The following is a 21,499-nucleotide window of genomic DNA, read 5'->3' as shown; positions in this document are numbered from 1 at the left end:
CTTCCACATGACCGTCAAGGTTGGAATCAACGGCTTCGGCCGCATCGGCCGCAACTACTTCCGCGCCCTCGTCGCTTCGGGCGCCGACCTGGAGGTGGTGGCCGTCAACGACCTCACCGACAACAAGACCCTGGCCCACCTGCTGAAGTACGACTCCATCCTGGGTCGCTTCGCTGACGAGATCTCCTACGACGATGACGCCATCATCGTCGGCGGCAAGGAGATCAAGGCCTTCGCCGAGAAGGATCCGGCGAACCTGCCGTGGGGCGAGCTGGGCGTCGACATCGTCATCGAGTCGACCGGCTTCTTCACCGACGCCACCAAGGCCAAGGCCCACCTCGACGCGGGCGCCAAGAAGGTCCTCATCTCCGCCCCGGCGAAGAACGAGGACATCACCATCGTCATGGGCGTGAACGACGACAAGTACGACCCGGCCTCGCACCACATCATCTCCAACGCGTCCTGCACCACCAACTGCCTGTCCCCGATGGCCAAGGCCCTCAACGACGGCATCGGCATCGTCAAGGGCCTCATGACCACCATCCACGCCTACACGCAGGACCAGAACCTGCAGGACGGCCCGCACAAGGACTTGCGTCGTGCCCGCGCCGCCGCCCTGTCGATGGTCCCCACCACCACCGGCGCCGCCAAGGCCGTCTCCCTCGTCCTGCCCGAGCTCAAGGGCAAGCTCGACGGCTACGCCATGCGTGTGCCCACCCCGACCGGTTCCGCGACCGACCTCTCCTTCGAGGCCGCCCGTGAGACCACCGTCGAGGAGATCAACGAGATCGTCAAGAAGGCCGCCGACGGCAAGGTGCTCGTCTACACCGAGGACGAGATCGTCTCCAAGGACATCGAGACCGACCCGGCCTCCTGCATCTTCGACGCCAAGCTGACCAAGGTCATCGGCAACCAGGTGAAGGTTGTCGGCTGGTACGACAACGAGTGGGGCTACTCCAACCGTCTCGTCGACCTGACCGTCCTCGTCGGCTCCAAGCTCTGATCCATTGAGCACTGCTGACCCCGCCCACCTCGGACCGACGCGGATTCCTCGCGCGGACGCCCTGGAGGCGGGGTCAGTTCGTACCCAGACACGAAAGGAACTCCCATGAAGGCTGTCTCCGACCTCGGCGATCTCGCCGGGAAGCGGGTCGTCGTCCGTTGCGACTTCAACGTCCCCCTCGACTCCGACAAGAACATCACCGACGACGGCCGGATCCGAGCCGCGCTGCCCACGCTGCGTGAGCTCCGCGACGCCGGCGCCCGCGTCGTCATCCTCGCCCACCTGGGCCGCCCCAAGGGCGAGCCCGACCCGCAGTTCTCCCTGGCCCCCGTCGCGGCGCGGCTGGGCGAGCTGCTCGGCGTCGAGGTGAAGTTCGCCACCGACGTGGTCGGTGAGAACGCCAAGGCCGTCGTCGACTCCCTCACCGACGGGGATGTCGCCCTGCTGGAGAACGTCCGCTTCGAGGCCGGCGAGAAGTCGAAGGACGAGGCCGCCCGCAAGGCCCTCGCCGAGAAGTACGCCGCCTTCGGCGACTTCTTCGTCTCCAACGGCTTCGGCGTCGTGCACCGCAAGGAGGCCAGCGTCTACGACATCGCGAAGCTGCTGCCCTCTGCAGCCGGTTCGCTGGTCAAGGCCGAGATCGACGTGCTCGAGGGCCTCACCGAGGACCCGAAGCGCCCGTTCGTCGTGGTGCTCGGCGGCGCGAAGGTGGCCGACAAGCTGGCGGTCATCGACAACCTGCTCAAGGTGGCCGACACCCTCGTCATCGGCGGTGGCATGCTGTTCACCTTCCTCAAGGCCCAGGGTCTGAACGTCGGCTCGTCGCTCGTCGACGACGAGTCCATCGAGGCCTGCCGCACCTATCTCAAGGTCGCCGAGGAGACCGGCAAGAGGATCCTGCTGCCCGTCGACATCCGGGTGGCCGCCGAGGTCGACTTCGGGGCCCGCACCGTCGGCGAGGTGGAGGTCGTCAAGGCCGATGCCATGCCCGAGGGCAGGATGGGGCTCGACATCGGCCCCGAGTCCGAGAAGCTGTTCGCCGACGCCATCCGTGAGGCCCACTCGGTGTTCTGGAACGGCCCCATGGGCGTGTTCGAGATCAAGGGCCTGGAGTCCGGCACCAGGGCCGTGGCCCAGGCGCTCACCGAGGTCGACGGCATGAGCGTCGTCGGTGGCGGCGACTCCGCCTCCGCGGTTCGTGCGCTCGGTTTCGCCGAGGACGCCTTCGGGCACATCTCGACCGGCGGCGGTGCGTCGCTGGAACTCATGGAGGGCAAGGTCCTCCCCGGTATCGCCGTTCTGAAGGAGAACTGACATGGCACGCAAGCCGATCATGGCCGGAAACTGGAAGATGAACCTGAACCACGTCGAGGCGACGGGGCTCGTGCAGAAGCTCGCCTGGACGCTGGCCGACAAGGAGTACGACGCCAAGGACGTCGAGTGTGTCGTCATCCCGCCGTTCACGGATCTGCGCACCGTCCAGACCCTCATCGACGGGGACAAGTTCCCGATCGCGCTGGGGGCGCAGAACGTCTCCCAGCACGACTCCGGTGCCTACACCGGGGAGATCTCCGCGGACATGCTGGCCAAGCTCGGCGTGAAGTACGTCGTGGTGGGTCATTCGGAGCGTCGCGAGTACTTCGGCGAGACCGATGAACTCATCAACGCCAAGGCGGGGAAGATCTTGGAGCACGGGATGACCCCCATCATCTGCTGCGGTGAGGGCCTGGACGTCCGCAAGGAGGGGCGCCACGTCGAGTACACCCTCGAGCAGGTGCGGGGCTGCCTGGCCGGGCTGACCGCCCAGCAGGTCGCGGGGCTCGTCATCGCCTACGAGCCGGTGTGGGCCATCGGCACGGGTGAGGTCGCGACCCCGGCCGACGCCCAGGAGGTCTGCGGCGCCATCCGTCAGGAGGTCGCCAAGCTGTACGACGAGGCGACGGCCGAGTCGGTGCGCATCCAGTACGGCGGCTCGGTGAAGGCTTCCAACGTGGCCGAGATCATGGCGGAGCCCGACGTCGACGGTGCCCTCGTGGGCGGCGCCAGCCTCAAGGCGGAGGAGTTCGCAGCGATCGTCCAGTTCGGCTGAGGTCGCTCGGTTCAGGGCCGTCGATCGGGTGGTTCCCCACCCGATCGACGGCCCTTGCCGTTGTTGTGAACGGCGTGGCCGGTGTGGATGTGGTGTTATCGGAGTCCTCAGTTAAACTACTCCGCGTGATTGTCCCCCTCGTCAGCTGGCCGATTGTGACTCTGTCGATCATCCTGATCTTCCTGAGCACTCTGCTGGCCCTGTCCATCCTCCTCCACAAGGGTCGTGGCGGCGGCATGTCCGACCTCTTCGGCGGCGGTATGTCCACCTCCATGGGTGGTGTCTCCACCGCTGAGCGACGGCTCGACCGCATCACCTTGTTTCTGACACTGGTCTGGGTCCTGACGGTCCTGGGGCTGTTGGTGCTCTATCGCATGGGCGTGTGAGTAGGTTTCAGGTCTTGAGTTTCTGAGGAGTAGTTGTGGCAGGTGGGAACGCCATCCGGGGCAGCCGAGTCGGCGCCGGGCCCATGGGGGAAGCTGAACGGGGCGAGGCAGCCCCGAGGCTCACGGTCTCGTACTTCTGTGCGAGCGGCCACGAGACGCGTCCCGCGTTCGCAGCCGACGCCGTGATCCCCGAGTCGTGGGACTGCCCCCGGTGTGGGCTCCCCGCGAACACCGATGCGGAGAATCCGCCTCCGCCGCCGAAGATCACGCCGTACAAGACGCACCTGGCCTACGTGAAGGAGCGTCGTACGGATCAGGAGGCCGCGCAGATCCTGGCCGAGGCGGTGGCGCACCTGCGTGAACGCCGTGCCGCCGGGGAGATCATCTTCTGACCCCTTCCGCCGGGTTCCGCGGAATCAACTGCCCCGTGAGCCTGCGGTCTGCTTCACTTTCCCCATGCAGCCTGTGCGTCTCCACTCCGTGCTTCGATGGCTCGTCGTCTGCGCCGTCGTCCTGTCGGGCCTCATCGTTCGTCCCCCGTCCGCCGCGGCGGATCCGACCGTCGCGACCCGGATCGCGGACCGGAGCTTCCCCGGCGTGCACATGATCATCGACGTCTGGCGGATGACGGCGACGATCCCGGTTCTGACACTCAACGAGGAAGCCACGGCAGCCCTGGAGCAGCAGCTGAAGAGGCAGGTTGAGAGCGGTACGCTACCGGCCACCGAGGAGGCGGTCACCCAGGCGATCATCGATGCCATCGAGGCGGACCCCGGAACCTACTACGTCGGCACGGGTGAGACCCGCAGCACGCGGGCCGAGATCTCCGCGGTCGGGACCGGATGGACCGTCACCCCGGATGGACACGTCGTCACCGCCGCCCACGTCGTCGACAAGTCCGAGGAGGAGTTGATCGAGGGGGTCGGGCAGAACGCTCTCGAACAGTTCCTGAAGTCCGACATGGAGGTGTTCGCCAGCGGCGATCGGTGGACCGACGGGCAACTGCTCCAGATCGGGCGTTCCCTCCAGAAGGTGTACGCCGCCACCATGAAGCTCAGCAACGTGCAGCACGTCGTCAAGGTTCGCCTCGAGGAGCCGGGCGACGAGGGCAAGGTCGGCCGCGAGGTGGAGGCCACCATCGTGGACAAGGGAGCTGCCTTCCCCGGGCCGGACTGGGCCCTGCTCAAGGTGGAGGGCGAGGAGAATCTGCCGACGATCCCGATGGGGGACGAGAAGCAGATGGTCACCGGCGCTGACCTGTTCATCGTCGGGTTCCCGATGAGCCCGACCTTCCTGCCCGGTGCCACCGTCGACTCCGTGAACACCCCGACCATCACCTCCGGCTCGGTGACGGCGGTCAAGGCCACCGAGTCCGAGGGCGAGAAGGTGCCGGTGTTCCAGACCCAGGCCCCGTCAGCAGGAGGAAACTCCGGTGGTCCGGCCTTCAACACCGAAGGGGAGGCCATCGGGATCCTGGTGGCCGGGTCCAAGGACCCGGAGACCGGGGCCAACCTTGACGGGCAGGGATGGGTGATCCAGACCAGCGTCGTCAAGGAGGCGCTCGCCAGGAACGGCGTCACCCCCACCGAGTCGGACACGACGAGGCTGTACAACGAGGGCCTCGAGGCGTTCTACGTCGAACACTTCTCCGCCGCCAAGAAGAAGTTCGACGAGGTGAGGAAGCTCTACCCGGGGCATCCCTATGCACAGGACTTCATCGTGAAGTCGCAGGAAGCCATCGATGCGGGACGCGACAAGACGCCGCCCCCGGCCGAGGAGACCGCCGCACCTGAACAGGGCCAAGCGAACGCCGGGCGGGAGGACCTGCTGTGGGTGTGGATCGCACTGGGGGTGGGGAGTGTGGCTCTCGTGGCCGCGATCATCGCTCTCGTGGTCTCATCCAGGCGGAGGAGGAGGGCGATCATGATGGCACCGGGTCCGTACCAGCCCCAGCCCTGGCGGCAGCCCCACGGGCCGGGCGGGCAGCCGCCCCAGGGCCCGGGTGGGCCGCAGCCCCCCAGGTGGTGAACCCGCGGGTAGGGTGTTCGGCGTGACGGTGACCATTCGAGAGATCACGCTGCCCGTGAGCCACGACGACGAGGACTGGGTGGCCTACTGCGGGATCCAGCAGCAGGCCGTCGACGAGGAGGAGGGGGAGGGGCTCCGCCGACTCACCCCCGAGGCGATGCTGCAGACCGCCAGGGCCGATCAGCTGTACACCACGACCCGCTGGCTCGCGCGCATCGACGGTGTCCCTGCCGGGGTGGCCGTGTTCCAGGTCAACAGGCGCGACGACCCGGGGACCGGGTATTTGACGGTCTTCGTCGCCCCGGAACATCGGCGGCAGGGGGTCGGTGGGCGGCTCGCGGAACAGGTCAAGGAGCTGGTGGGTGAGGGTTTCACCCGACTCCACAGCGAGGTCACCACCCCTGTGCCCGAGGGGGAACGGCTCACGGCCCCCGGCGGGGTGGGTGCCGTCCAGGCCGACCATCCGGGGGTGCGCATGGCCCTGGCACACGGCTTCCGGCTGAGCCAGGTGGGTCGCAACGGACACTACGAGTTCGCTGCTCCGGCGGTTCCCCTGGAACGCGCCCTCGAGGAGGCCACGGCCGCTGCCCAAGGCTACGAGGTGCTCTGCTTCGAGGGGGTGCCCGCCCCCGAACTGCGCGACGACATCGCGGTGCTCAAGGGCCGGATGTCCCTGGACGAGCCCTTGGGAGACACACCTCGGGTCGAGTACCGCTGGGACGCGGCCCGGGTGTTGGAGCACTACACCGACCAGCACCGGACGAAACGGGTGTTCATCGCGGTCGCGGTCGAGCGGGCCAGCGGCCGCCTCGTGGCCATCAACGAGCTGCTCAGCAGCCGCGCCCACCCGGAGAACCCGATCTACCAGTGGGACACCCTCGTGCTGCCGGACCATCGCGGGCACCGGCTCGGGATGCTCGTCAAGGCGGCGAACCTCAGGGCCGTCCACGAGGCCGTGCCCGAGTCGCCCCTCGTGACCACCTTCAACGCGGCCGAGAACGAACCGATGCTGGCCGTCAACGACGCACTGGGATTCGTCACCCACCACGTCTCCGGGGTGTTCATCAGGAAACTGCCATGATCGATGTCCTCGAACTCACCCTGCCCGACGATGCCGCCGACCCGCTGTGGAGCGCCTACGCCCGGATGAGTGTCGAGAGCTCCCGGGAGGCCGTTGGGCCGTCGGGAACGCCTATCACCCCGGTGGAGATGCTGGTCCAGTCCCAGCAGGCCGAACAGAAACGCGGGATCAGGATCATGCGATGGCTGGCCCGCGCGGAGGGGAAGGCCGTGGGTTTCGCGCGCCTCCGCATCGACTCCTCCGACAACCGGACCGGCGGCACGGTTCTCGTCCATGTCGATGCTGAGCATCGGGGGAGAGGGATCAGTCGGGTCCTGGCCCAAACCATTCGGGAGGCGGTGCCGGCCACCATGGACCACCTTGGGGCCGAGGTGATGACCCCGGTGCCGCAGGGTGAGGTTCTGGAGGCGGCGAGCGGCGGTGCGGTGGCGGCCGATCATCCCGGGGTGCGGTTGGCGCTGTGCAACGGTTTCGAGCTGGCGCAGGTGATGTGGTTCCAGCGTCTCGAGTTCTCGGTTCCGGCGCAACGGTGGGTGGCGGCCGAGACCAAGGCCCGGCAGCTGGCGGGGCCGGAGTACGAGGTGCTGACCTTCGAAGGGGTGCCGCCCGAGGAGTTGCGGGCGGGAGTGGCAGTGCTCAAGCAGCGGATGTCCACGGATGCGCCGCACGGGGCCGTGATCCTGTCGGAGGCCCGGTGGGATGCGGAGCGGGTGGTTCGGCACTATGAGGCATTGGGGGCGACGCAGCGGGTCTTCGTCGCGCTCGTGGTGCATCGGGCTTCGGGGCAGGTCGTGGCCCTCAATGACCTGGCGGGTACCCGTGGCCGCCCCGATGTCCCGCTGCACCAGCGGGACACCCTGGTGCTGCCTGCGCACCGTGGTCGTCGGCTCGGGTTGCTGGTGAAGGCCGCGAACCTGATGGCGGTGCGGGTTGCGGTGCCGCAGGCCCCGTCGGTGCTGACCTTCAACGCGTACGAGAACCAGCACATGCTGGCGATCAATGACGAACTCGGCTTCGAGCGACGAGGAACCCTGGGACTCTTCCAGCTGTCGCGGAAACGAGGGAAGTAAGATGCGGATCGAGCAGTACCCCCTGCCCGAGGATCCCGGCGACCCGACGTGGCGGGCCGTCGCCCAGTTGATGCGCGCCGACATCCGCGAGAACTTCGGACCGCACGGGCCCGAACACGATGCGGCTGAACTCCTCACCCAGGCCACGACCTCCGTGGGACGGGTACGACGCTGGCTGGCCATGGAGGGCGAGGAGGTGCTGGGTTTCGCCCGGTGCGTCACCGACCATCCCGACAACCCCGACGGGGCCGATGTCCACGTCCATGTGGGCGCGACCCATCGAGGTCGAGGATGTGGCCGGGCCCTCGCCGAGGTCGTGCTGGAGTCGGTGAGGGGCGTCGCGCACGTGACGGCCCGGCTGTTCACGTCGATCCCGGAGGCCGGGGACGCCCTGCCCTGCCCCGGCGGCGGGGCTGTGGACCGCAACTCCCACAACGTCCGTCTCGCCCGTTCCCTGGGGCTGGACCTGGGGAACGTGTATTGGCTCGGTCACCACGACCTCGCGGCACCCGTTGAGGATCTCGAGCAGCCAGCCGTCCCCTCGCTGCGGGGTGGACCTGCCACACGATCGAGGGCGTGCCACCCGAGGCGTGGCTCGAACCCATCGCGGCGGCGAAGAACCGCACCCTCCAGGACGCTCCCCAGGGCACCATCCGCTATTCCGGGCGGGGCTGGGATCCTGAGCGTGTCGCCTCGTACCACGAACGGCTGAGCCGCCAGCACCGCGTCCTCCTCACGCTGGTGCTCGACGAGGACGGTCACGCCGTGGCGTTGACGGAACTGTCATCCCCGATCGAACGACCCGCGGCCATGGGCCAGCAGCTCTTCACCGTCGTCATGCCGGAGCACCGCGGCCACGGCCTCGGCGCCCTGGTGAAGGCCCGCAACCTGCTCGCCCTCAAGCAGGCGGTGCCGCAGACCCCGGGAGTGGTCACCATGAACGCGGCCGCCAACCGTCACATGCTCGCCGTCAACGAGGCCCTGGGCATGCGCACGACAAGGGCCGTGGGGTTGTTCCGACGCGACGGTCAGCCACCACGGCCCGCCGGGATCACTTGACGATGACCTCGTTGATCTGCACCCACTGACCGTCAGGGTTGGGGGCCGATGCGCTGATCCTCACGTAGCGTGCCCTCGTGTCCGCGGGGGCGGACAGGGTGACCTCGGCCCGATTGATCCGGCCCAGCTGCGTCCATTCCGCGCCGTCGGCGGAGACCTCCAGGACCCCGTTGTGGACGAAGTCCCCGGCCGTGTCCCCCGTACCGGCCTGGAGCAGCTTCACCTCGCTCACTGCGCGTTCGCGACCCAGATCCACGAGGAACTCGGAGTTCTCATCGGGGCCGAACCTCGAGACCCACGCCGTGCCTGGCTTTCCGTCGACGGCGGCCTCCACCGGATGCGCGTCCCACTGGCCGAGGTTCGTGCTGGCCCGCGGCTTCGAGCGTTGCTCCGGGGCGGTGTGGCCGGTTGCGTTCTCCCATGCCGCCTCTGCCTCGCCGACGAACACCTGGAGGGCACCGTCGCCCACCGTGGGTGCCACACCGTCGACGGTCTCGCCGGCACGCCAACGCGCCTCCGACATCCGTTTCAGGGCAGGAGCCGCAGGGGACGGGTTCCGGTTGGCCACACTCTTCTTCACCTCGATTGCCTCGAGCGCCGCATCCGCCAGGTCGGCTGCGGTCCTCGCCCAGGGCATGAGGTCCTCGGCGAAGCCCTTCGAGGCTGCCTTCTCCAACACGGCAGGGGCCCCGCTGAGGAGCTCGAGCCGGTTGCGCAGCTTCTCCTCGGCCGCCGCGAGCCCGTCCGCGTCCTTCGCCTCGAGTGCATCGTTGAAGGCCGCGAGTTCGGTGCCCAACTCGCTGGGGGTGGTGGTGGAGGAGTACCGCCACGAACTGACCACGTCCATGAGGGCGGCCACGTTGGGTTGATTCCTGACCCCGACGAGCTGATCGACGGCGGCCAGTCGCGCCTTGTCCGCGTCGTGTTTCGGGCCGTACCAGGTGTAGCTGCCGTACGCGGCGATGGCGGGCATCGAGGCGTAGGCCTGCAGCATCGGATTGACGAGGATGCCCTCGAACTGCTGGTGGAGAGCGGCGTCCCGCTTCGGGATCGGGCCGAGGAACAACCGGTCGAGATCGCCGTCGTTGACGGGGAAGTTGTCCCACAGCAGCAGCTTCGAGCCGTGGAAGGACGTCGTGGCCTTCTTGACCTCCTCGGCGGTGATCTCGTCGTCGACGATGCCGTCGCCGGTCCACACCTGGGCCACCTTGTCATCAAGGTTCACGGACAGGGCCGTCCGGGCCGGGTCGGCCTCGGCGCCGTGGTACTTGGTCGGCGTGAGCACGAGATCCGGCAGCCTCTTGGCGGACAGGTACTCGCGCTGCACGCGGTTGACGAAGTGGGCCTGGGCCCTGGCGACCCGCTCCTGGGCGCTGCCGCCACCACCGATCTTCTGGTCCTCGGCACACATGCGGCTTGCGTTGATGTCGTCGAGCGCGATGCTGAAGGCCGTGAACCCGACCCCCCGCAACGCCTCGAACTTCGCCACGGCGGCCTGGAAGTCCTCCTCGCTGGAGTAGCAGATGTCGAGTCCGGGGGACAGCGTCGCGATGAGCCTGATGCGGTTGGCGCGTGCCGCGTCGGCGAACTTCCGCAGCTCGGCCAGCTGCTCCTTGGGGTAGGGTTCCCGCCACTGATCGCGCAGGTGGACGTCGTCCTTCGGGGCGTACATGTAGGTGTTGAGCCGGTGCCGAGCCGACCACCGCAGGATGTCGATGCGCTCCTGCAGCGTCCACGGCGGGCCGTAGAAGCCCTCGACGATGCCGCGGGTCCGCATGCGCGGGAAGTCCCGGATCACGGTGTTGGGCGCGACACCCTCGGACTCGAGCGTGCCGAGGGTCTGCAGGCCGTGATGGAGGCCGTCCTCGTCGGTGCCGACCACACGGACCGTCGGCCCCTCGGCGTCGACGGAGGTGGCGAGGACGTAGCCCTCCGACTCGGCGGGCGGTGCCACACCCTCGGGCAGCGCCGGGCTGTCAGGGCCGACCCCGATCATGAGCCGCACCGGCAACGGTGCGCTCGCGGTGGGAGCCGGAGCCGTGGGGTCGGGTGCCGGGGCACTCGTGGGGGGCTGTGCCGTCGTGGTCGTCGGGGCCGGTGCCGGGGCGCCATCGCCGGGGACGGGGTCGGTCGTCGTCGAGGTGGGCGCGGCCGGTGCGGCGGTGCTGTCCGCAGCCGCAGGCGGTGTCGTCGCGACCGAGCCGCCCGCGGCGCTGATGATCTCCATGGCCTGCTGGATGGCGGCCTCGGAGACGTTCTCCGCGGCCAGCTCGACCGGCCCCCGGAGCTGAATCGTGATCTCCGAACTCGTCTGTTCCTGGGGGTCGGGGGACACCTCGGCGGGGCTCGGCGTCGTCATGGACGTGGCGTCGTTCGGGACCACCGACGGGGTGGGGGTGGCGGAGGCCGTGGCGGACGGTGGGACGGACCGGGACCCCGACGGGGAGGAGGGGGTCGGACCTGATTCTGCCTGGGGGCGCTGGAGCACCATTCCCAGAACGATGAGTCCGATGGCCACGAACCCGGCCACGACAACTGTCACACGCGTACGCAACTCAACTCCTCGAAGACAAGGGGAGCGGATGGTGGATGACCGATCCAGCAACGAACCTAACACTCGGGGACAGGGTTTGGGGTCCGGATGTGTCGTTCATTCAGCCGTGATTCCGCCGACCCGCGGGCCTTGTGGCCGGGTGGGGGAGATGGGCGTCGGATGCCGGGGTCGGGCCCCTCAGAGCTGGCAGTCGAAGCGGGGTGGCAGCGACGAGGCGGCCGCCTCGTCGAGGAACCAGTACGTGGCGACCTCCCCCCTGGGGTGCCCGGCGGGGATGGCGGCGTCGCCGTCGATCGCCCGCGCGATCATCTCGGCCTTGTTGGCCCCGGTCGCCATGAACCACAGTTCATCGCACCTGCTGAGGGTGGGCAGGGTCAACGAGATGCGTTCGGACGGAGCCTTGGGGGAGTCGGTGACCCCGATGACCGTCTTGCTGGTCGGGTCGAAACTCGGATGGCCGGGGAAGATGGAGGCGACGTGACCGTCGGGCCCCATGCCGAGCAGGGTGATGTCGAAGTGGACGTCCCCCAACTCGACCGCGTACTCGACGGCGGAGTCATGAGGATCGTCGCGACCTTCCTTCGCGGCCATCATGTGGATCTTCGCGGTCTGGACCGGCAGGGTCTTCCCCAGGCGACTGATGGCCTGGAGCGAGTTGCGTGCGGGATCCGTCGCCGCGACGAATCGTTCATCCCCCCACCAGAGGTGGAGACGCGACAGGTCGAGCGGGGCCTGGGCGGCACACTCCGCGAAACGTTCGTAGAGGAGGTCGGCGGTGCTCCCTCCCGTGAGGCAGAGGTGGATCTCGTCGCGATCCTTCTGGAGCTCCAGCAGCTTCTCCAGGAGTCGGGAGGCGAGCAGGCCCGCCAGTTTCGCGGGAGTACTGAGCCGAACGGTGCGGGTGCGCACTCACTCACCTCCTGCCGGCCGCGGGGACGCGGCGGGAGGATGTGCGATCACGGACATCGCGACTCCTAGCTGGTCGTTTCGGCCAAATCCACCGGGCGGTACTCCCTGCTCGGCGTGGTTCCGGGAAGGGGGCCTCCGAAGGACAATAGCTCGCCTCATGTGGCTGGGGCCAACCTGATGATTTCTCAGGTTTTCTGGGGGTTTTCCTGTGCTGCCCGCGGGTCTCCCGGCTGCGTTTCCCGGCCGGTGATCTCGGCGATGTCAACCGTTCGTCCGTGGCGCAGCGAGAGGGTGGCGGCATCGGCGGTGGCGATGGAGTCCCGGGCCGCCTCTCCCGTGAGCAGGGGAGCGAACTCGTCGGGGACCGGTGCGCCGTGCAACACGTCGTTGAAGAAGGCCAGCTCCTCCTCGATCGCCCCGCGCAGCCACAGCGGGGGCCGATGCCCCGGCGCCCCGTACTGGATCGCCCCGTCGGCCTGCCTCGCGCGATAGATCCGGGCCCGGTCCTCGTCCTCCACCGGGTTGCGGTGCAGGCCGAACCGCTCCTCATCCTCCGCCGTGCGGACCGTGACGGTGGACTCCATGAGGTCGATCCGGGCCGCGCCCAGGGTGCCCTGGATGAGGATGTGGTGTTCCGGCCATCGGAAGGCGCTGCCGTACTCGCAGATGCCATGGCCGCCGTCGCGGAATCCCAACTGGAGCAGCAACAGGTCGTCCTCGTCCCAGGCGTCGTCGCCGCGGTGGGCGACGCGTCCGCCCATCATGGAGACCCTCGTGGCCGGTCCCATGAGGTGTTGGATGCAGTCCAGTTCGTGGATGTGGTGGTAGAGGTGGCCGCCCGAGGTGGCCCGGCCCTTCTTCCAGGACACCTCGGGGCCCGGCTCCTCCCAGCCGTTGCGCGCCGAATGGGCGAACAACAGCTCCCCGAGGACGCCGTCGGCGATGAGTCGCTTGACGCGCCGTACCCCGTCGAAGAAGTGCATGATGTGTCCGGCCATGAACACCGTCGAGGCCCGTTGCGCGGCGCTGACCATCTCGTCGCAGTCCCCATGGGTCAGGGCGATCGGCTTCTCGCACATGACGTGGCGGCCGTGACGCGCCGCGGCCATCACCGCATCCTTGTGCCGATGGCTCGGCGACGCCACGATCACCGCGTCGACATCCGGCCGGGACGAGAGCGCGTCGAGGTTGGTCTCGACATCGCAACCGATCTCAGCGGCGACGGCGTGAGCGTTGTCGGGATCGAGCACGGCGGTGACCCGGGCCGCCGGCAGTCCCTGGAGGGTGCGTGCCAGCTCGGCCCCGAAGTATCCTGTGCCGACGACTGCGTAACCGATGGTCCTCATGGGGGCTCCTTGGGTGGATGACGGGTACCCGACTCCGCGGAGCCAGGCTCTCGCGGCCCGCAGCGCAGTCTTTTAGGTTTCCCTTGCTTGATAGGCTGGGCCTATTCGACAAGACTGGCGTACGCAAAATCGCCGGGAGGGGGAAGAGTCATGAACGACACGGTTCACGATACCGACAACTCCACACGCGAACGGGTCATCCGCTCCATCCTCGAGCACGGCCCCTCCACCGCCCGGGAACTCGCCGAACGCCTCTCCCTGACGCCGGCGGCCATCCGACGCCACCTCGGCGCGCTCACCGACTCCGGGGCGCTCGACTCCCGCGAGCAGCGGGTCTACGGCGGCCGTGGGCGCGGCCGTCCCTCCAAGGTGTTCTTCCTCACGGACGCCGGCCGAGCCGACTTCCACCAGGCCTACGACGAACTGGCCATCGTGGCCATCCGGCGCCTCATCGAGGCCGCCGGGCCCGAGGCCATGCACGAACTCGCGGCCGAACACGTTGACGAGATCGAGCAGCGCTTCCACGAGCTCCGGGCCGAGGACCCCTCCCTGTCGCCCATCGACGCCCTCACCCAGGCCCTCGGGGCCAACTACGCCCCGTCGATCAAGCCGGTCCGTTCCGGCGACCAGATCTGCCAGCACCACTGCCCCGTCGCCCACGTGGCGGCCGAGTACCCGCAGTTCTGCGAGGTGGAGACACAGCTCTTCTCCCGACTGCTCGGCAGCCACGTGCAACGGCTCGCCACCATCGCCCACGGCGACGGTGTCTGTACCACCCACGTCCCCAATCCCGTCATCCCGAGCAAGACTAGGAAGTGACCGTATGACGACCACCCACCAGGCCCCAGGACTTGGAGCCACGCAGGACGAGCACCTGGAGGCCCTCAGTGGCTACCAGTACGGCTGGCACGACTCCGATGCCGCCGGCGCCGCAGCCCAGCGTGGCCTGAGTGAGGCCGTGGTCGCGAACATCTCCGAGCTGAAGGACGAGCCCCAGTGGATGCGTGACCTGCGTCTCAAGGGACTCAAGCTCTTCGACAAGAAGCCCATGCCCACGTGGGGGGCCGAGCTCGACGAGATCGACTTCGACAACATCAAGTACTTCGTCCGCTCCACCGAGAAGCAGGCCCAGACCTGGGATGACCTGCCGGAGGACATCAAGAACACCTACGATCGGCTCGGCATCCCCGAGGCGGAGAAGGCCCGCCTCGTCGCCGGGGTCGCGGCCCAGTACGAGTCCGAGGTGGTCTACCACAAGATCAACGAGGAGCTGGAACGGCAGGGCGTGATCTTCCTCGACACGGACACCGCGCTCAAGGAGCACCCGGAGCTGTTCAAGGAGTACTTCACCACCGTCATCCCCGCCGGCGACAACAAGTTCGCCGCGCTCAACACCGCGGTGTGGTCGGGTGGCTCCTTCGTCTACGTGCCGAAGGGCGTCCACGTGACGATCCCGCTCCAGGCCTACTTCCGGATCAACACCGAGAACATGGGGCAGTTCGAGCGGACGCTCATCATCGTCGACGAGGACGCCTACGTCCACTACGTCGAGGGCTGCACCGCCCCCATCTACTCGTCGGACTCCCTGCACTCCGCCGTGGTGGAGATCATCGTGAAGAAGGGCGCCCGCTGCCGCTACACCACCATCCAGAACTGGTCCAACAACGTCTACAACCTCGTCACCAAGCGCGCCGTGTGCGAGGAGGGCGCGACGATGGAGTGGATCGACGGCAACATCGGCTCCAAGGTCACCATGAAGTACCCGGCCGTCTACCTCATGGGCGAGCACGCCCGGGGCGAGACCCTGTCCATCGCCTTCGCCGGCGAGGGGCAGCACCAGGACGCCGGGTCGAAGATGGTCCACTGCGCCCCCCACACCTCGTCGTCGATCATCTCCAAGTCCGTGGCACGCGGTGGGGGCCGCGCCTCCTACCGCGGCCTGGTCCAGGTCGAGGCCGGGGCACACCACTCCGCATCCTCGGTGAAGTGCGACGCCCTGCTGGTGGACAACATCTCGCGCTCCGACACCTACCCCTACGTCGATGTGCGGGAGGACGACGTGTCGATGGCCCACGAGGCCACCGTCTCCAAGGTGTCCGACGACCAGCTGTTCTACCTCATGTCCCGCGGCATGGAGGAGGACGAGGCGATGGCGATGATCGTGCGCGGCTTCGTCGAACCCATCGCGAAGGAACTCCCCATGGAGTACGCCCTGGAACTCAACCGGCTCATCGAGCTGCAGATGGAAGGTGCGGTCGGCTGAGCCCGGCCCCGAACAAGAAGACAAAGAGGAACAAGAAGTTGAGCACCACTGCTGCACCGAACGTGGCCGGCGCCGTCGAGACCGTCGCCTCCCACCTGCACCCCACCCCGTCCTGGGAGGTCGCCGATCACCCGAGGCCCACCGGGCTGGAGGAGATCTGGCGGTTCACCCCGCTGAAGCGTCTCGAGGGCCTGCTGGCCGAGGGGGGGACCCTGCCGGGGCTGACCTGGGAAGGAGAGACCCCGGAAGGGGTCGAGTTCACGCTCCTTCCCATCGACGAACTGCCGAAACTGGCGATCGAGCCCCCTGTGGACCGCGTCGCCGCTCTGGCCGTGGCCCGGAGCGCGGAGCTGGCGCTCATGCGCATCCCGGCCGAGACCGAACTGGAGCAGGCGAACGTCCACGTCGGCACCGGGAACGGAGGCGAGGCCGCCGAGGTCTTCGTGCTGGAGGTCGGGGCCAACGCCCGGGCCACCATCGTGTTCCACTACAAGGGATCCGGCTCCTACGCCGCCAAGTACGACATCCGGGTCGGCGACGGGGCCGAGATCAACCTCGTCTTCGTCAACGACTGGGAGGCCGACGCACGGCACGGTGGCCAGATCAGCCTCGAGGTCGGACGCGACGCCCGGGTGCGCACTGTCCAGGCCTCTCTCGGTGGGGACGTGATCCGGCTCCAGGAGAATGCCCGGTTCGCCGGGCCGGGCGGGGAACTCGAGCAGTTCGGCATCTACTTCGTCGACGCCGGACAGCACATCCAGCACCGCCTCTTCGTCGACCACAACGCGCCGAGGACCAAGTCCAACGTGGACTACCGGGGCGCGCTCCAGGGTGAGGGCGCCAACTCGGTGTGGATCGGCGACGTCCTGATCCGCAAGGTCGCCGAGGGCATCGAGACCTACGAGGCGAACAAGAACCTCGTGCTCACCGACGGCTGCCGCGCCGACTCGGTCCCCAACCTGGAGATCGAGACCGGCGAGATCGAGGGGGCCGGCCACAGCTCCACCACCGGTCGGTTCGACGATCTCCAACTGTTCTACCTGCGTTCCCGAGGCATCCCCGAGGCCGAGGCCCGACGTCTCGTCGTCCACGGCTTCTTCAACGACATCATCCGGCGCATCGGTGTCGCCGAGGTGGAGGAACGTCTGCAGGAGCAGGTGGAGAAGGAGCTGGCGCTGGCCGCGAAGCTGCTCGAGGAGCAGTCGTGACCTTCATCGCCGTCGCCGAGGTGGACGAGCTGGTGGATGACACCCCGCTCGCCATCGACGAGCACGAACTGGCCATCGTCAGGCACGAGGGCGAGTACTACGCCATCCACAACCTGTGCAGCCACGGCCATGTCGCGCTGAGTGAGGGCGACGTCGAGGGGGGCACCATCGAGTGCTATCTCCACGGCTCCCGCTTCGACCTGAGATCCGGGCAGCCGCTGTGCCTCCCGGCCACCGAACCCGTCCCCGTCTACCCGGTCAGGATCGCCGACGACCAGATCCTCGTCGACCTCGACCACCCCATCCCGAACATCCAGGAGTCCTGATACCCATGTCCAAGCTCGTCATCTCCGACCTGCACGTCGACGTCCTGACCGAGGAGGGTCCCAAGCAGATCCTCAAGGGCGTCAACCTCACCGTGAACCCCGGCGAGGTCCACGCCATCATGGGCCCCAACGGCTCCGGCAAGTCCACGCTCGCCTACTCCATCGCGGGTCATCCGAAGTACGAGATCACCTCCGGTTCGGTCACCCTCGACGGGGTCGAGCTCACCGAGCTGACCGTCGACGAGCGCGCCCGCGCCGGCCTCTTCCTCGCCATGCAGTACCCCGTCGAGGTGCCCGGCGTCTCGGTGGCCAACTTCCTGCGCACCGCCAAGACCGCGCTCGACGGTGAGGCCCCGAAGATCCGCACCTGGGTCAAGGACGTCGAGGCCGCGCTTGGCGGCATGCAGCTCGACAAGTCCTTCTCCGGACGTTCCGTCAACGAAGGGTTCTCGGGCGGCGAGAAGAAGCGGCACGAGATCGCGCAGCTGGAACTGCTCAACCCCAAGGCCGCCATCCTCGACGAGACCGACTCCGGCCTGGACATCGACGCCCTGCGCGTCGTCTCCGACGGCGTGAACCGGTACACCGCCCAGGGCGACCGCGCCGTGCTGCTCATCACCCACTACACCCGCATCCTGCGCTACATCGAGCCGACCTTCGTCCATGTCTTCGTCGACGGCCGCATCGTCGAGCAGGGCGGCAAGGAGCTGGCGGAACGGCTCGAGGTCGAGGGCTACGAGAACTTCGCCAAGCTGGCCCGCTGAACACCGAGGACGAGGTGAGGACGATGGGTTTCGACGTGTATGCGATCCGGGAGCAGTTCCCGGTGCTCAGCCGCACCGTCGGTGACCATCCGCTCGTCTACCTCGACTCGGCCAACACCTCGCAGAAGCCGCGCGCCGTCGTCGAGGCGATCAGTGAGCACTACCTCATGCACAACGCCAACGTCGCCCGCGCCATGCATCTGCTCGGGGCCGAGGCGACGGAGGCGTACGAGGGGGCCCGGGCCGCGATCGCGGCGTTCATCGGGGCCAGGCGCCCGGAGGAGGTCGTGTTCACGAAGAACGCCTCCGAGGCCCTCAACCTGGCCGCGAACACCCTCGGCTCCCGCCTGCGGGAGGGCGACGAGGTGGTGATCTCCGTCATGGAGCACCACTCGAACATCGTGCCGTGGCAGCTGGTGTGCGAACGGACCGGGGCGAGGCTCCGCTGGTTCGACGTCACCGACGAGGGCAGGCTCGACCTGGACGGCGACCCCGAACTCATCAACGAACGCACCAAGGTGGTCTCGATCACCCACGTGAGCAACGTGCTGGGCACCCGCAACCCCGTAGCGGAGATCGCCTCCCGAGCCCACGCCGTCGGCGCGGTCATGGTGGTCGACGCCTCGCAGTCGGCGCCCCACGAGCCCCTCGACGTGGCCGCGCTCGGGGCCGACCTGGTGGCCTTCACCGGGCACAAGATGTGCGGGCCGACCGGGATTGGTGTGCTGTGGGGCCGGATGGAGCTGCTGGAGAACCTGCCGCCGTTCCTCGGCGGCGGGGAGATGATCGAGGTGGTGGAGATGGAGCGCTCCACCTACGCCGATCCACCCCACCGGTTCGAGGCGGGCACCCCTCCCATCGCCCAGGCGGTCGGACTCGGGGCGGCCGTGAGGTGGCTGCAGGGTGTGGGCATGGCGGAGATCGCGGCCCACGAGCAGGAGATCACCGCCCACATGCTCGACCGGCTCACCTCGATCGACGGGTTGAGGCTGCTCGGCCCCACCGAGGCCGTCGAGCGGGGCAGCGCCTGCTCCTTCAACCTCGAGGGGATCCACCCCCACGACGTGATGCAGGTGCTGGACTCGCGCGGCATCGCGATCCGGGGCGGGCACCACTGCGCCCGGCCCCTGCACCGCAGGCTCGGGGCGCAGAGCTCCACCCGCGCCTCGGCCCACGTCCACACCACCCGCGAGGAGATCGACGCCCTCGCGGACGCCCTCGTGTTCACCAGGAACTACTTCGGAGCGCGATGAACCTCGACGAGCTCTACCAGACCATCATCCTCGACCACTACCGGGAGAAGCACCACAGCGGGCTCCGCGAGCCCTACGAGGTCGAGGTCCACCACGTCAACCCGTCCTGCGGGGACGAGCTGACCCTCAGGCTGCATCTCGACGGCGAGACCATCGCGGATGTCTCGTACGACGGGGAGGGCTGCTCCATCTCGCAGGCCTCCACCTCCATCCTCGGCGACCTCGTCATCGGCAAGGACGTCGACCACTTCTCCGGTCTCTACGACGAGTTCCTGGAGATGATGCACTCCAAGGGGACCATCACCCCCGACGAGGACCGTTTCGAGGACGCCATCGCCTTCGCCGGCGTCTCGAAGTTCCCGGCGCGCGTCAAGTGCGCCCTGCTCGCCTGGTCGGCCCTCAGGGACGCCGTCGCCCAGGCCTCCAAGGAGAACTGATGTACACACCGGAACCCCGCCCATCCGATCTCGTCAAGGACGAGCTGCCCGACGACGACGCCCCCCGCGCCCTCCCGACGGAGGAGGAGATCGAGGAGGCCATGAAGGACGTCGTGGATCCGGAGCTCATGGTCAACGTGGTCGACCTGGGCCTCCTCTACGGCGTCACCATCGACGAGGAGGGCAACGTCACCCTCGACATGACCCTCACGTCGCCGACCTGCCCGATGACCGACCGCATCGAGTACGACACCCGTTACGTCCTCGACGGGCTCGCCACCTCCGTGACCATCAACTGGGTGTGGCTGCCGCCGTGGACCCTGGAGATGATCACCGACGACGGCCGGGAGCAGCTGCGCGCCATCGGCTACAATCTCTGACCTGTCCTGCCGGGCACCGTGGGGTGCCCGAGTGGAGGAGGTGTGGGGCCCATGCCGTCGCCATCCGGTACCGCGACCACAGCGAGGGTTTTCCTCTGGCGCGGAGTCCTCTCCATCACCGTCGGGGCGTTGTTGATGCTCTTCACGACGACCCTCGCCGAGTTGGTCGTCAGGCTGTTCCTCCTGTACCTCCTGCTGTCCTCCGTCGTCGACGTCGTGCTGCGGCTGGTCGGTCGTCGCCGGGGTGAGGGGTCGGTGTGGGGGCCGCTGATCCGGATCGCCGTCGTGGTGGTGCTGGGCGGGTTGGAGTTCCTCTCCGCCATCCCGGTCCACCTGCTCGTGGTGCTGCTGGGAATCTATGAGCTGCTCATGGCCTTCATCAACGGGGTCACCTGGTTCATCCACCGCGACAACCGGGTCAGGCCGCGATGGCGTTACCTGTTCAACACCTGCTGGCTCACGGTGCTGGGGGTGGGGACGCTGCTCTCCCCGGTCGCGGGGACGAACCTCCAGCTGTCGTTGCTGGGGCTCTACCTCGTCATGCGTGGTGTGACGGACCTGCGTGACGCCATCACCTTCGACCACGAGTTCGAGGCGCGGAGGCGGGGGAGGAGGAACCGGGTCTCGCTCCCCATCGTCGTGGCGGCACTCGTGCCGCGCACGGCGCTGCGGAAGCTCAACGAGCTGCTGGCGGGCGACGAGGAGGACCCCGTCGCGGAGGGCGCGCCCCGGGTGCAGCGTCATGCCCCGACCCGGGAGGACGTGACCCCGGATCTCGAGGTGTTCATCCACGTGACCGAGTCCGGGTTCGGGGCGGTCGGACACGTGGACCTGGCCTACCGTGGCGCCGTCTGGTCCTACGGGAACTACGACGACCACTCGAGCCGCATGTTCGGGATGATGGGCGACGGGGTGCTGTTCACGGTGGAACGGGACAGCTACATCGAGTTCTGCAAGCGGGTGAGCGGGAAGACCCTGTTCGGCTACGGGATCGTCCTCGACGAGGCGCAGCGTGCCGCGGTGGAGGACCAGCTCGACTCGATCCGGGAGATGACCCTTCCCTGGGCACCCACGCCGGTGGAGCCGGGGAAGGAGACCTACGCCCACGACCTGGTGGCGCAGACCGGGGCACAGATGTTCAAGTTCCGCTCGGGCAGGTTCAGGACCTACTTCGTGTTGAGCACCAACTGCGTGCTCCTCGCCGACACGGTGATCGGCAGGACGGGCAGCGACATCCTGAACACCAGCGGGTTCATCGCGCCCGGGACCTATCAGGACTACCTGAACCGTGAATTCGCCAAACCCGGCAGCTTCGTCGTCAGCAGGGCCGCCTACCAGTGACC

General features: G+C 68.0%; 22 protein-coding genes. 19 read left to right on the top strand and 3 right to left on the bottom strand.

Going from position 1 to position 21,499, the window contains the following annotated elements; genetic code table 11:
* Nucleotides 1-7 precede the first annotated feature (7 nt).
* From gap to EII35_RS15740, 10 genes are all read left to right on the top strand, one after another.
* On the top strand, nt 8-1,003 hold the full coding sequence (gap, locus tag EII35_RS01105) for a type I glyceraldehyde-3-phosphate dehydrogenase (RefSeq protein WP_125226611.1): 996 nt from the start codon (nt 8-10) through the stop codon (nt 1,001-1,003).
* Nucleotides 1,004-1,108: 105 nt separating this feature from the next.
* Complete coding sequence (locus EII35_RS01100) at nt 1,109-2,317, top strand: phosphoglycerate kinase (protein WP_125226610.1); 1,209 nt, start codon at nt 1,109-1,111, stop codon at nt 2,315-2,317.
* 1 nt (nt 2,318) lies between these two features.
* A complete protein-coding gene (tpiA, locus tag EII35_RS01095) occupies nt 2,319-3,092 on the top strand; it encodes a triose-phosphate isomerase (protein ID WP_125226609.1) in 774 nt (257 codons plus the stop codon).
* Nucleotides 3,093-3,217: 125 nt separating this feature from the next.
* The gene (gene secG / locus EII35_RS01090; RefSeq protein ID WP_260464965.1) at nt 3,218-3,478 is read left to right on the top strand and encodes a preprotein translocase subunit SecG; all 261 of its coding nucleotides are present in this window, start codon (nt 3,218-3,220) and stop codon (nt 3,476-3,478) included.
* Nucleotides 3,479-3,513: 35 nt separating this feature from the next.
* Nucleotides 3,514-3,870 (top strand): RNA polymerase-binding protein RbpA, encoded by a 357-nt coding sequence (locus EII35_RS01085; protein ID WP_125226608.1) that lies wholly within the window; start codon nt 3,514-3,516, stop codon nt 3,868-3,870.
* Between the two features lie 64 nt (nt 3,871-3,934).
* Nucleotides 3,935-5,506: a S1 family peptidase gene (locus tag EII35_RS01080; RefSeq protein WP_125226607.1), complete on the top strand. Its 1,572-nt coding sequence runs from the start codon at nt 3,935-3,937 to the stop codon at nt 5,504-5,506.
* 22 nt (nt 5,507-5,528) lie between these two features.
* A complete protein-coding gene (locus tag EII35_RS01075) occupies nt 5,529-6,587 on the top strand; it encodes a GNAT family N-acetyltransferase (protein ID WP_125226606.1) in 1,059 nt (352 codons plus the stop codon).
* Nucleotides 6,584-7,657 (top strand): GNAT family N-acetyltransferase, encoded by a 1,074-nt coding sequence (locus EII35_RS01070; protein WP_125226605.1) that lies wholly within the window; start codon nt 6,584-6,586, stop codon nt 7,655-7,657. Before EII35_RS01075 ends, EII35_RS01070 begins: the two co-directional genes overlap by 4 nt.
* Before the next feature lies 1 nt (nt 7,658).
* On the top strand, nt 7,659-8,369 hold the full coding sequence (locus EII35_RS01065) for a GNAT family N-acetyltransferase (protein ID WP_185744091.1): 711 nt from the start codon (nt 7,659-7,661) through the stop codon (nt 8,367-8,369).
* 29 nt (nt 8,370-8,398) lie between these two features.
* Nucleotides 8,399-8,716: a GNAT family N-acetyltransferase gene (locus EII35_RS15740; protein WP_185744090.1), complete on the top strand. Its 318-nt coding sequence runs from the start codon at nt 8,399-8,401 to the stop codon at nt 8,714-8,716.
* Here EII35_RS15740 and EII35_RS01060 read toward each other — a convergent pair.
* From EII35_RS01060 to EII35_RS01050, 3 genes are all read right to left on the bottom strand, one after another.
* Nucleotides 8,709-11,270 (bottom strand): beta-N-acetylglucosaminidase domain-containing protein, encoded by a 2,562-nt coding sequence (locus tag EII35_RS01060; protein WP_125226603.1) that lies wholly within the window; start codon nt 11,268-11,270, stop codon nt 8,709-8,711. The two genes, EII35_RS15740 and EII35_RS01060, sit on opposite strands and share 8 nt — an antisense overlap.
* Nucleotides 11,271-11,447: 177 nt before the next feature.
* Nucleotides 11,448-12,179 carry a 6-phosphogluconolactonase gene (pgl, locus tag EII35_RS01055; RefSeq protein ID WP_125226602.1) on the bottom strand — a complete coding sequence of 244 codons (732 nt, stop codon included), beginning with the start codon at nt 12,177-12,179 and terminating at the stop codon, nt 11,448-11,450.
* Nucleotides 12,180-12,364: 185 nt separating this feature from the next.
* Nucleotides 12,365-13,525 (bottom strand): Gfo/Idh/MocA family protein, encoded by a 1,161-nt coding sequence (locus EII35_RS01050; protein ID WP_125226601.1) that lies wholly within the window; start codon nt 13,523-13,525, stop codon nt 12,365-12,367.
* 150 nt (nt 13,526-13,675) lie between these two features.
* Here EII35_RS01050 and EII35_RS01045 point away from each other — a divergent pair, with 150 nt between their 5' ends.
* The 9 genes from EII35_RS01045 to EII35_RS01005 are packed head-to-tail and all read left to right on the top strand — an operon-like array spanning nt 13,676 to nt 21,497.
* Entirely contained in the window at nt 13,676-14,344 is a 669-nt protein-coding gene (locus EII35_RS01045) for a helix-turn-helix transcriptional regulator (RefSeq protein ID WP_125226600.1), read from the top strand.
* 4 nt (nt 14,345-14,348) lie between these two features.
* A complete protein-coding gene (gene sufB / locus EII35_RS01040; RefSeq protein WP_125226654.1) occupies nt 14,349-15,788 on the top strand; it encodes a Fe-S cluster assembly protein SufB in 1,440 nt (479 codons plus the stop codon).
* Between the two features lie 38 nt (nt 15,789-15,826).
* A complete protein-coding gene (locus EII35_RS01035) occupies nt 15,827-16,996 on the top strand; it encodes a SufB/SufD family protein (protein ID WP_260464964.1) in 1,170 nt (389 codons plus the stop codon).
* Nucleotides 16,993-17,322: a non-heme iron oxygenase ferredoxin subunit gene (locus tag EII35_RS01030; RefSeq protein WP_125226599.1), complete on the top strand. Its 330-nt coding sequence runs from the start codon at nt 16,993-16,995 to the stop codon at nt 17,320-17,322. The genes EII35_RS01035 and EII35_RS01030 overlap by 4 nt, the downstream gene beginning before the upstream one ends.
* Before the next feature lie 5 nt (nt 17,323-17,327).
* Complete coding sequence (gene sufC / locus EII35_RS01025) at nt 17,328-18,086, top strand: Fe-S cluster assembly ATPase SufC (RefSeq protein ID WP_125226598.1); 759 nt, start codon at nt 17,328-17,330, stop codon at nt 18,084-18,086.
* Between the two features lie 23 nt (nt 18,087-18,109).
* Nucleotides 18,110-19,339, top strand: a complete 1,230-nt coding sequence (locus tag EII35_RS01020) for a cysteine desulfurase (protein ID WP_125226597.1) — start codon at nt 18,110-18,112, stop codon at nt 19,337-19,339.
* Nucleotides 19,336-19,776 carry a Fe-S cluster assembly sulfur transfer protein SufU gene (gene sufU / locus EII35_RS01015; protein ID WP_125226596.1) on the top strand — a complete coding sequence of 147 codons (441 nt, stop codon included), beginning with the start codon at nt 19,336-19,338 and terminating at the stop codon, nt 19,774-19,776. The genes EII35_RS01020 and sufU overlap by 4 nt, the downstream gene beginning before the upstream one ends.
* On the top strand, nt 19,776-20,156 hold the full coding sequence (locus EII35_RS01010) for a metal-sulfur cluster assembly factor (protein WP_125226595.1): 381 nt from the start codon (nt 19,776-19,778) through the stop codon (nt 20,154-20,156). Before sufU ends, EII35_RS01010 begins: the two co-directional genes overlap by 1 nt.
* A gap of 51 nt (nt 20,157-20,207) precedes the next feature.
* The gene (locus EII35_RS01005) at nt 20,208-21,497 is read left to right on the top strand and encodes a DUF308 domain-containing protein (protein WP_125226594.1); all 1,290 of its coding nucleotides are present in this window, start codon (nt 20,208-20,210) and stop codon (nt 21,495-21,497) included.
* The last annotated feature ends 2 nt before the right edge of the window (nt 21,498-21,499 follow it).

Source organism: Arachnia propionica, from assembly GCF_003932785.1.
GTDB classification, from domain to species: Bacteria; Actinomycetota; Actinomycetes; order Propionibacteriales; family Propionibacteriaceae; genus Arachnia; species Arachnia propionica_B.
This window is presented reverse-complemented; position numbering and strand designations above follow the sequence as displayed.

Coding starts and splice junctions, on each gene's coding strand:
- EII35_RS01020 (WP_125226597.1), top strand. CDS start 18,110: ATGGGTTTCGACGTGTATGCGATCCGGGAGCAGTTCCCGGTGCTCAGC.
- EII35_RS01070 (WP_125226605.1), top strand. CDS start 6,584: ATGATCGATGTCCTCGAACTCACCCTGCCCGACGATGCCGCCGACCCG.
- EII35_RS01010 (WP_125226595.1), top strand. CDS start 19,776: ATGTACACACCGGAACCCCGCCCATCCGATCTCGTCAAGGACGAGCTG.
- gap (WP_125226611.1), top strand. CDS start 8: ATGACCGTCAAGGTTGGAATCAACGGCTTCGGCCGCATCGGCCGCAAC.
- EII35_RS01100 (WP_125226610.1), top strand. CDS start 1,109: ATGAAGGCTGTCTCCGACCTCGGCGATCTCGCCGGGAAGCGGGTCGTC.
- tpiA (WP_125226609.1), top strand. CDS start 2,319: ATGGCACGCAAGCCGATCATGGCCGGAAACTGGAAGATGAACCTGAAC.
- EII35_RS01065 (WP_185744091.1), top strand. CDS start 7,659: ATGCGGATCGAGCAGTACCCCCTGCCCGAGGATCCCGGCGACCCGACG.
- sufU (WP_125226596.1), top strand. CDS start 19,336: ATGAACCTCGACGAGCTCTACCAGACCATCATCCTCGACCACTACCGG.
- EII35_RS01080 (WP_125226607.1), top strand. CDS start 3,935: ATGCAGCCTGTGCGTCTCCACTCCGTGCTTCGATGGCTCGTCGTCTGC.
- EII35_RS01050 (WP_125226601.1), bottom strand. CDS start 13,525: ATGAGGACCATCGGTTACGCAGTCGTCGGCACAGGATACTTCGGGGCC.
- sufC (WP_125226598.1), top strand. CDS start 17,328: ATGTCCAAGCTCGTCATCTCCGACCTGCACGTCGACGTCCTGACCGAG.
- EII35_RS01045 (WP_125226600.1), top strand. CDS start 13,676: ATGAACGACACGGTTCACGATACCGACAACTCCACACGCGAACGGGTC.
- EII35_RS01005 (WP_125226594.1), top strand. CDS start 20,208: ATGCCGTCGCCATCCGGTACCGCGACCACAGCGAGGGTTTTCCTCTGG.
- sufB (WP_125226654.1), top strand. CDS start 14,349: ATGACGACCACCCACCAGGCCCCAGGACTTGGAGCCACGCAGGACGAG.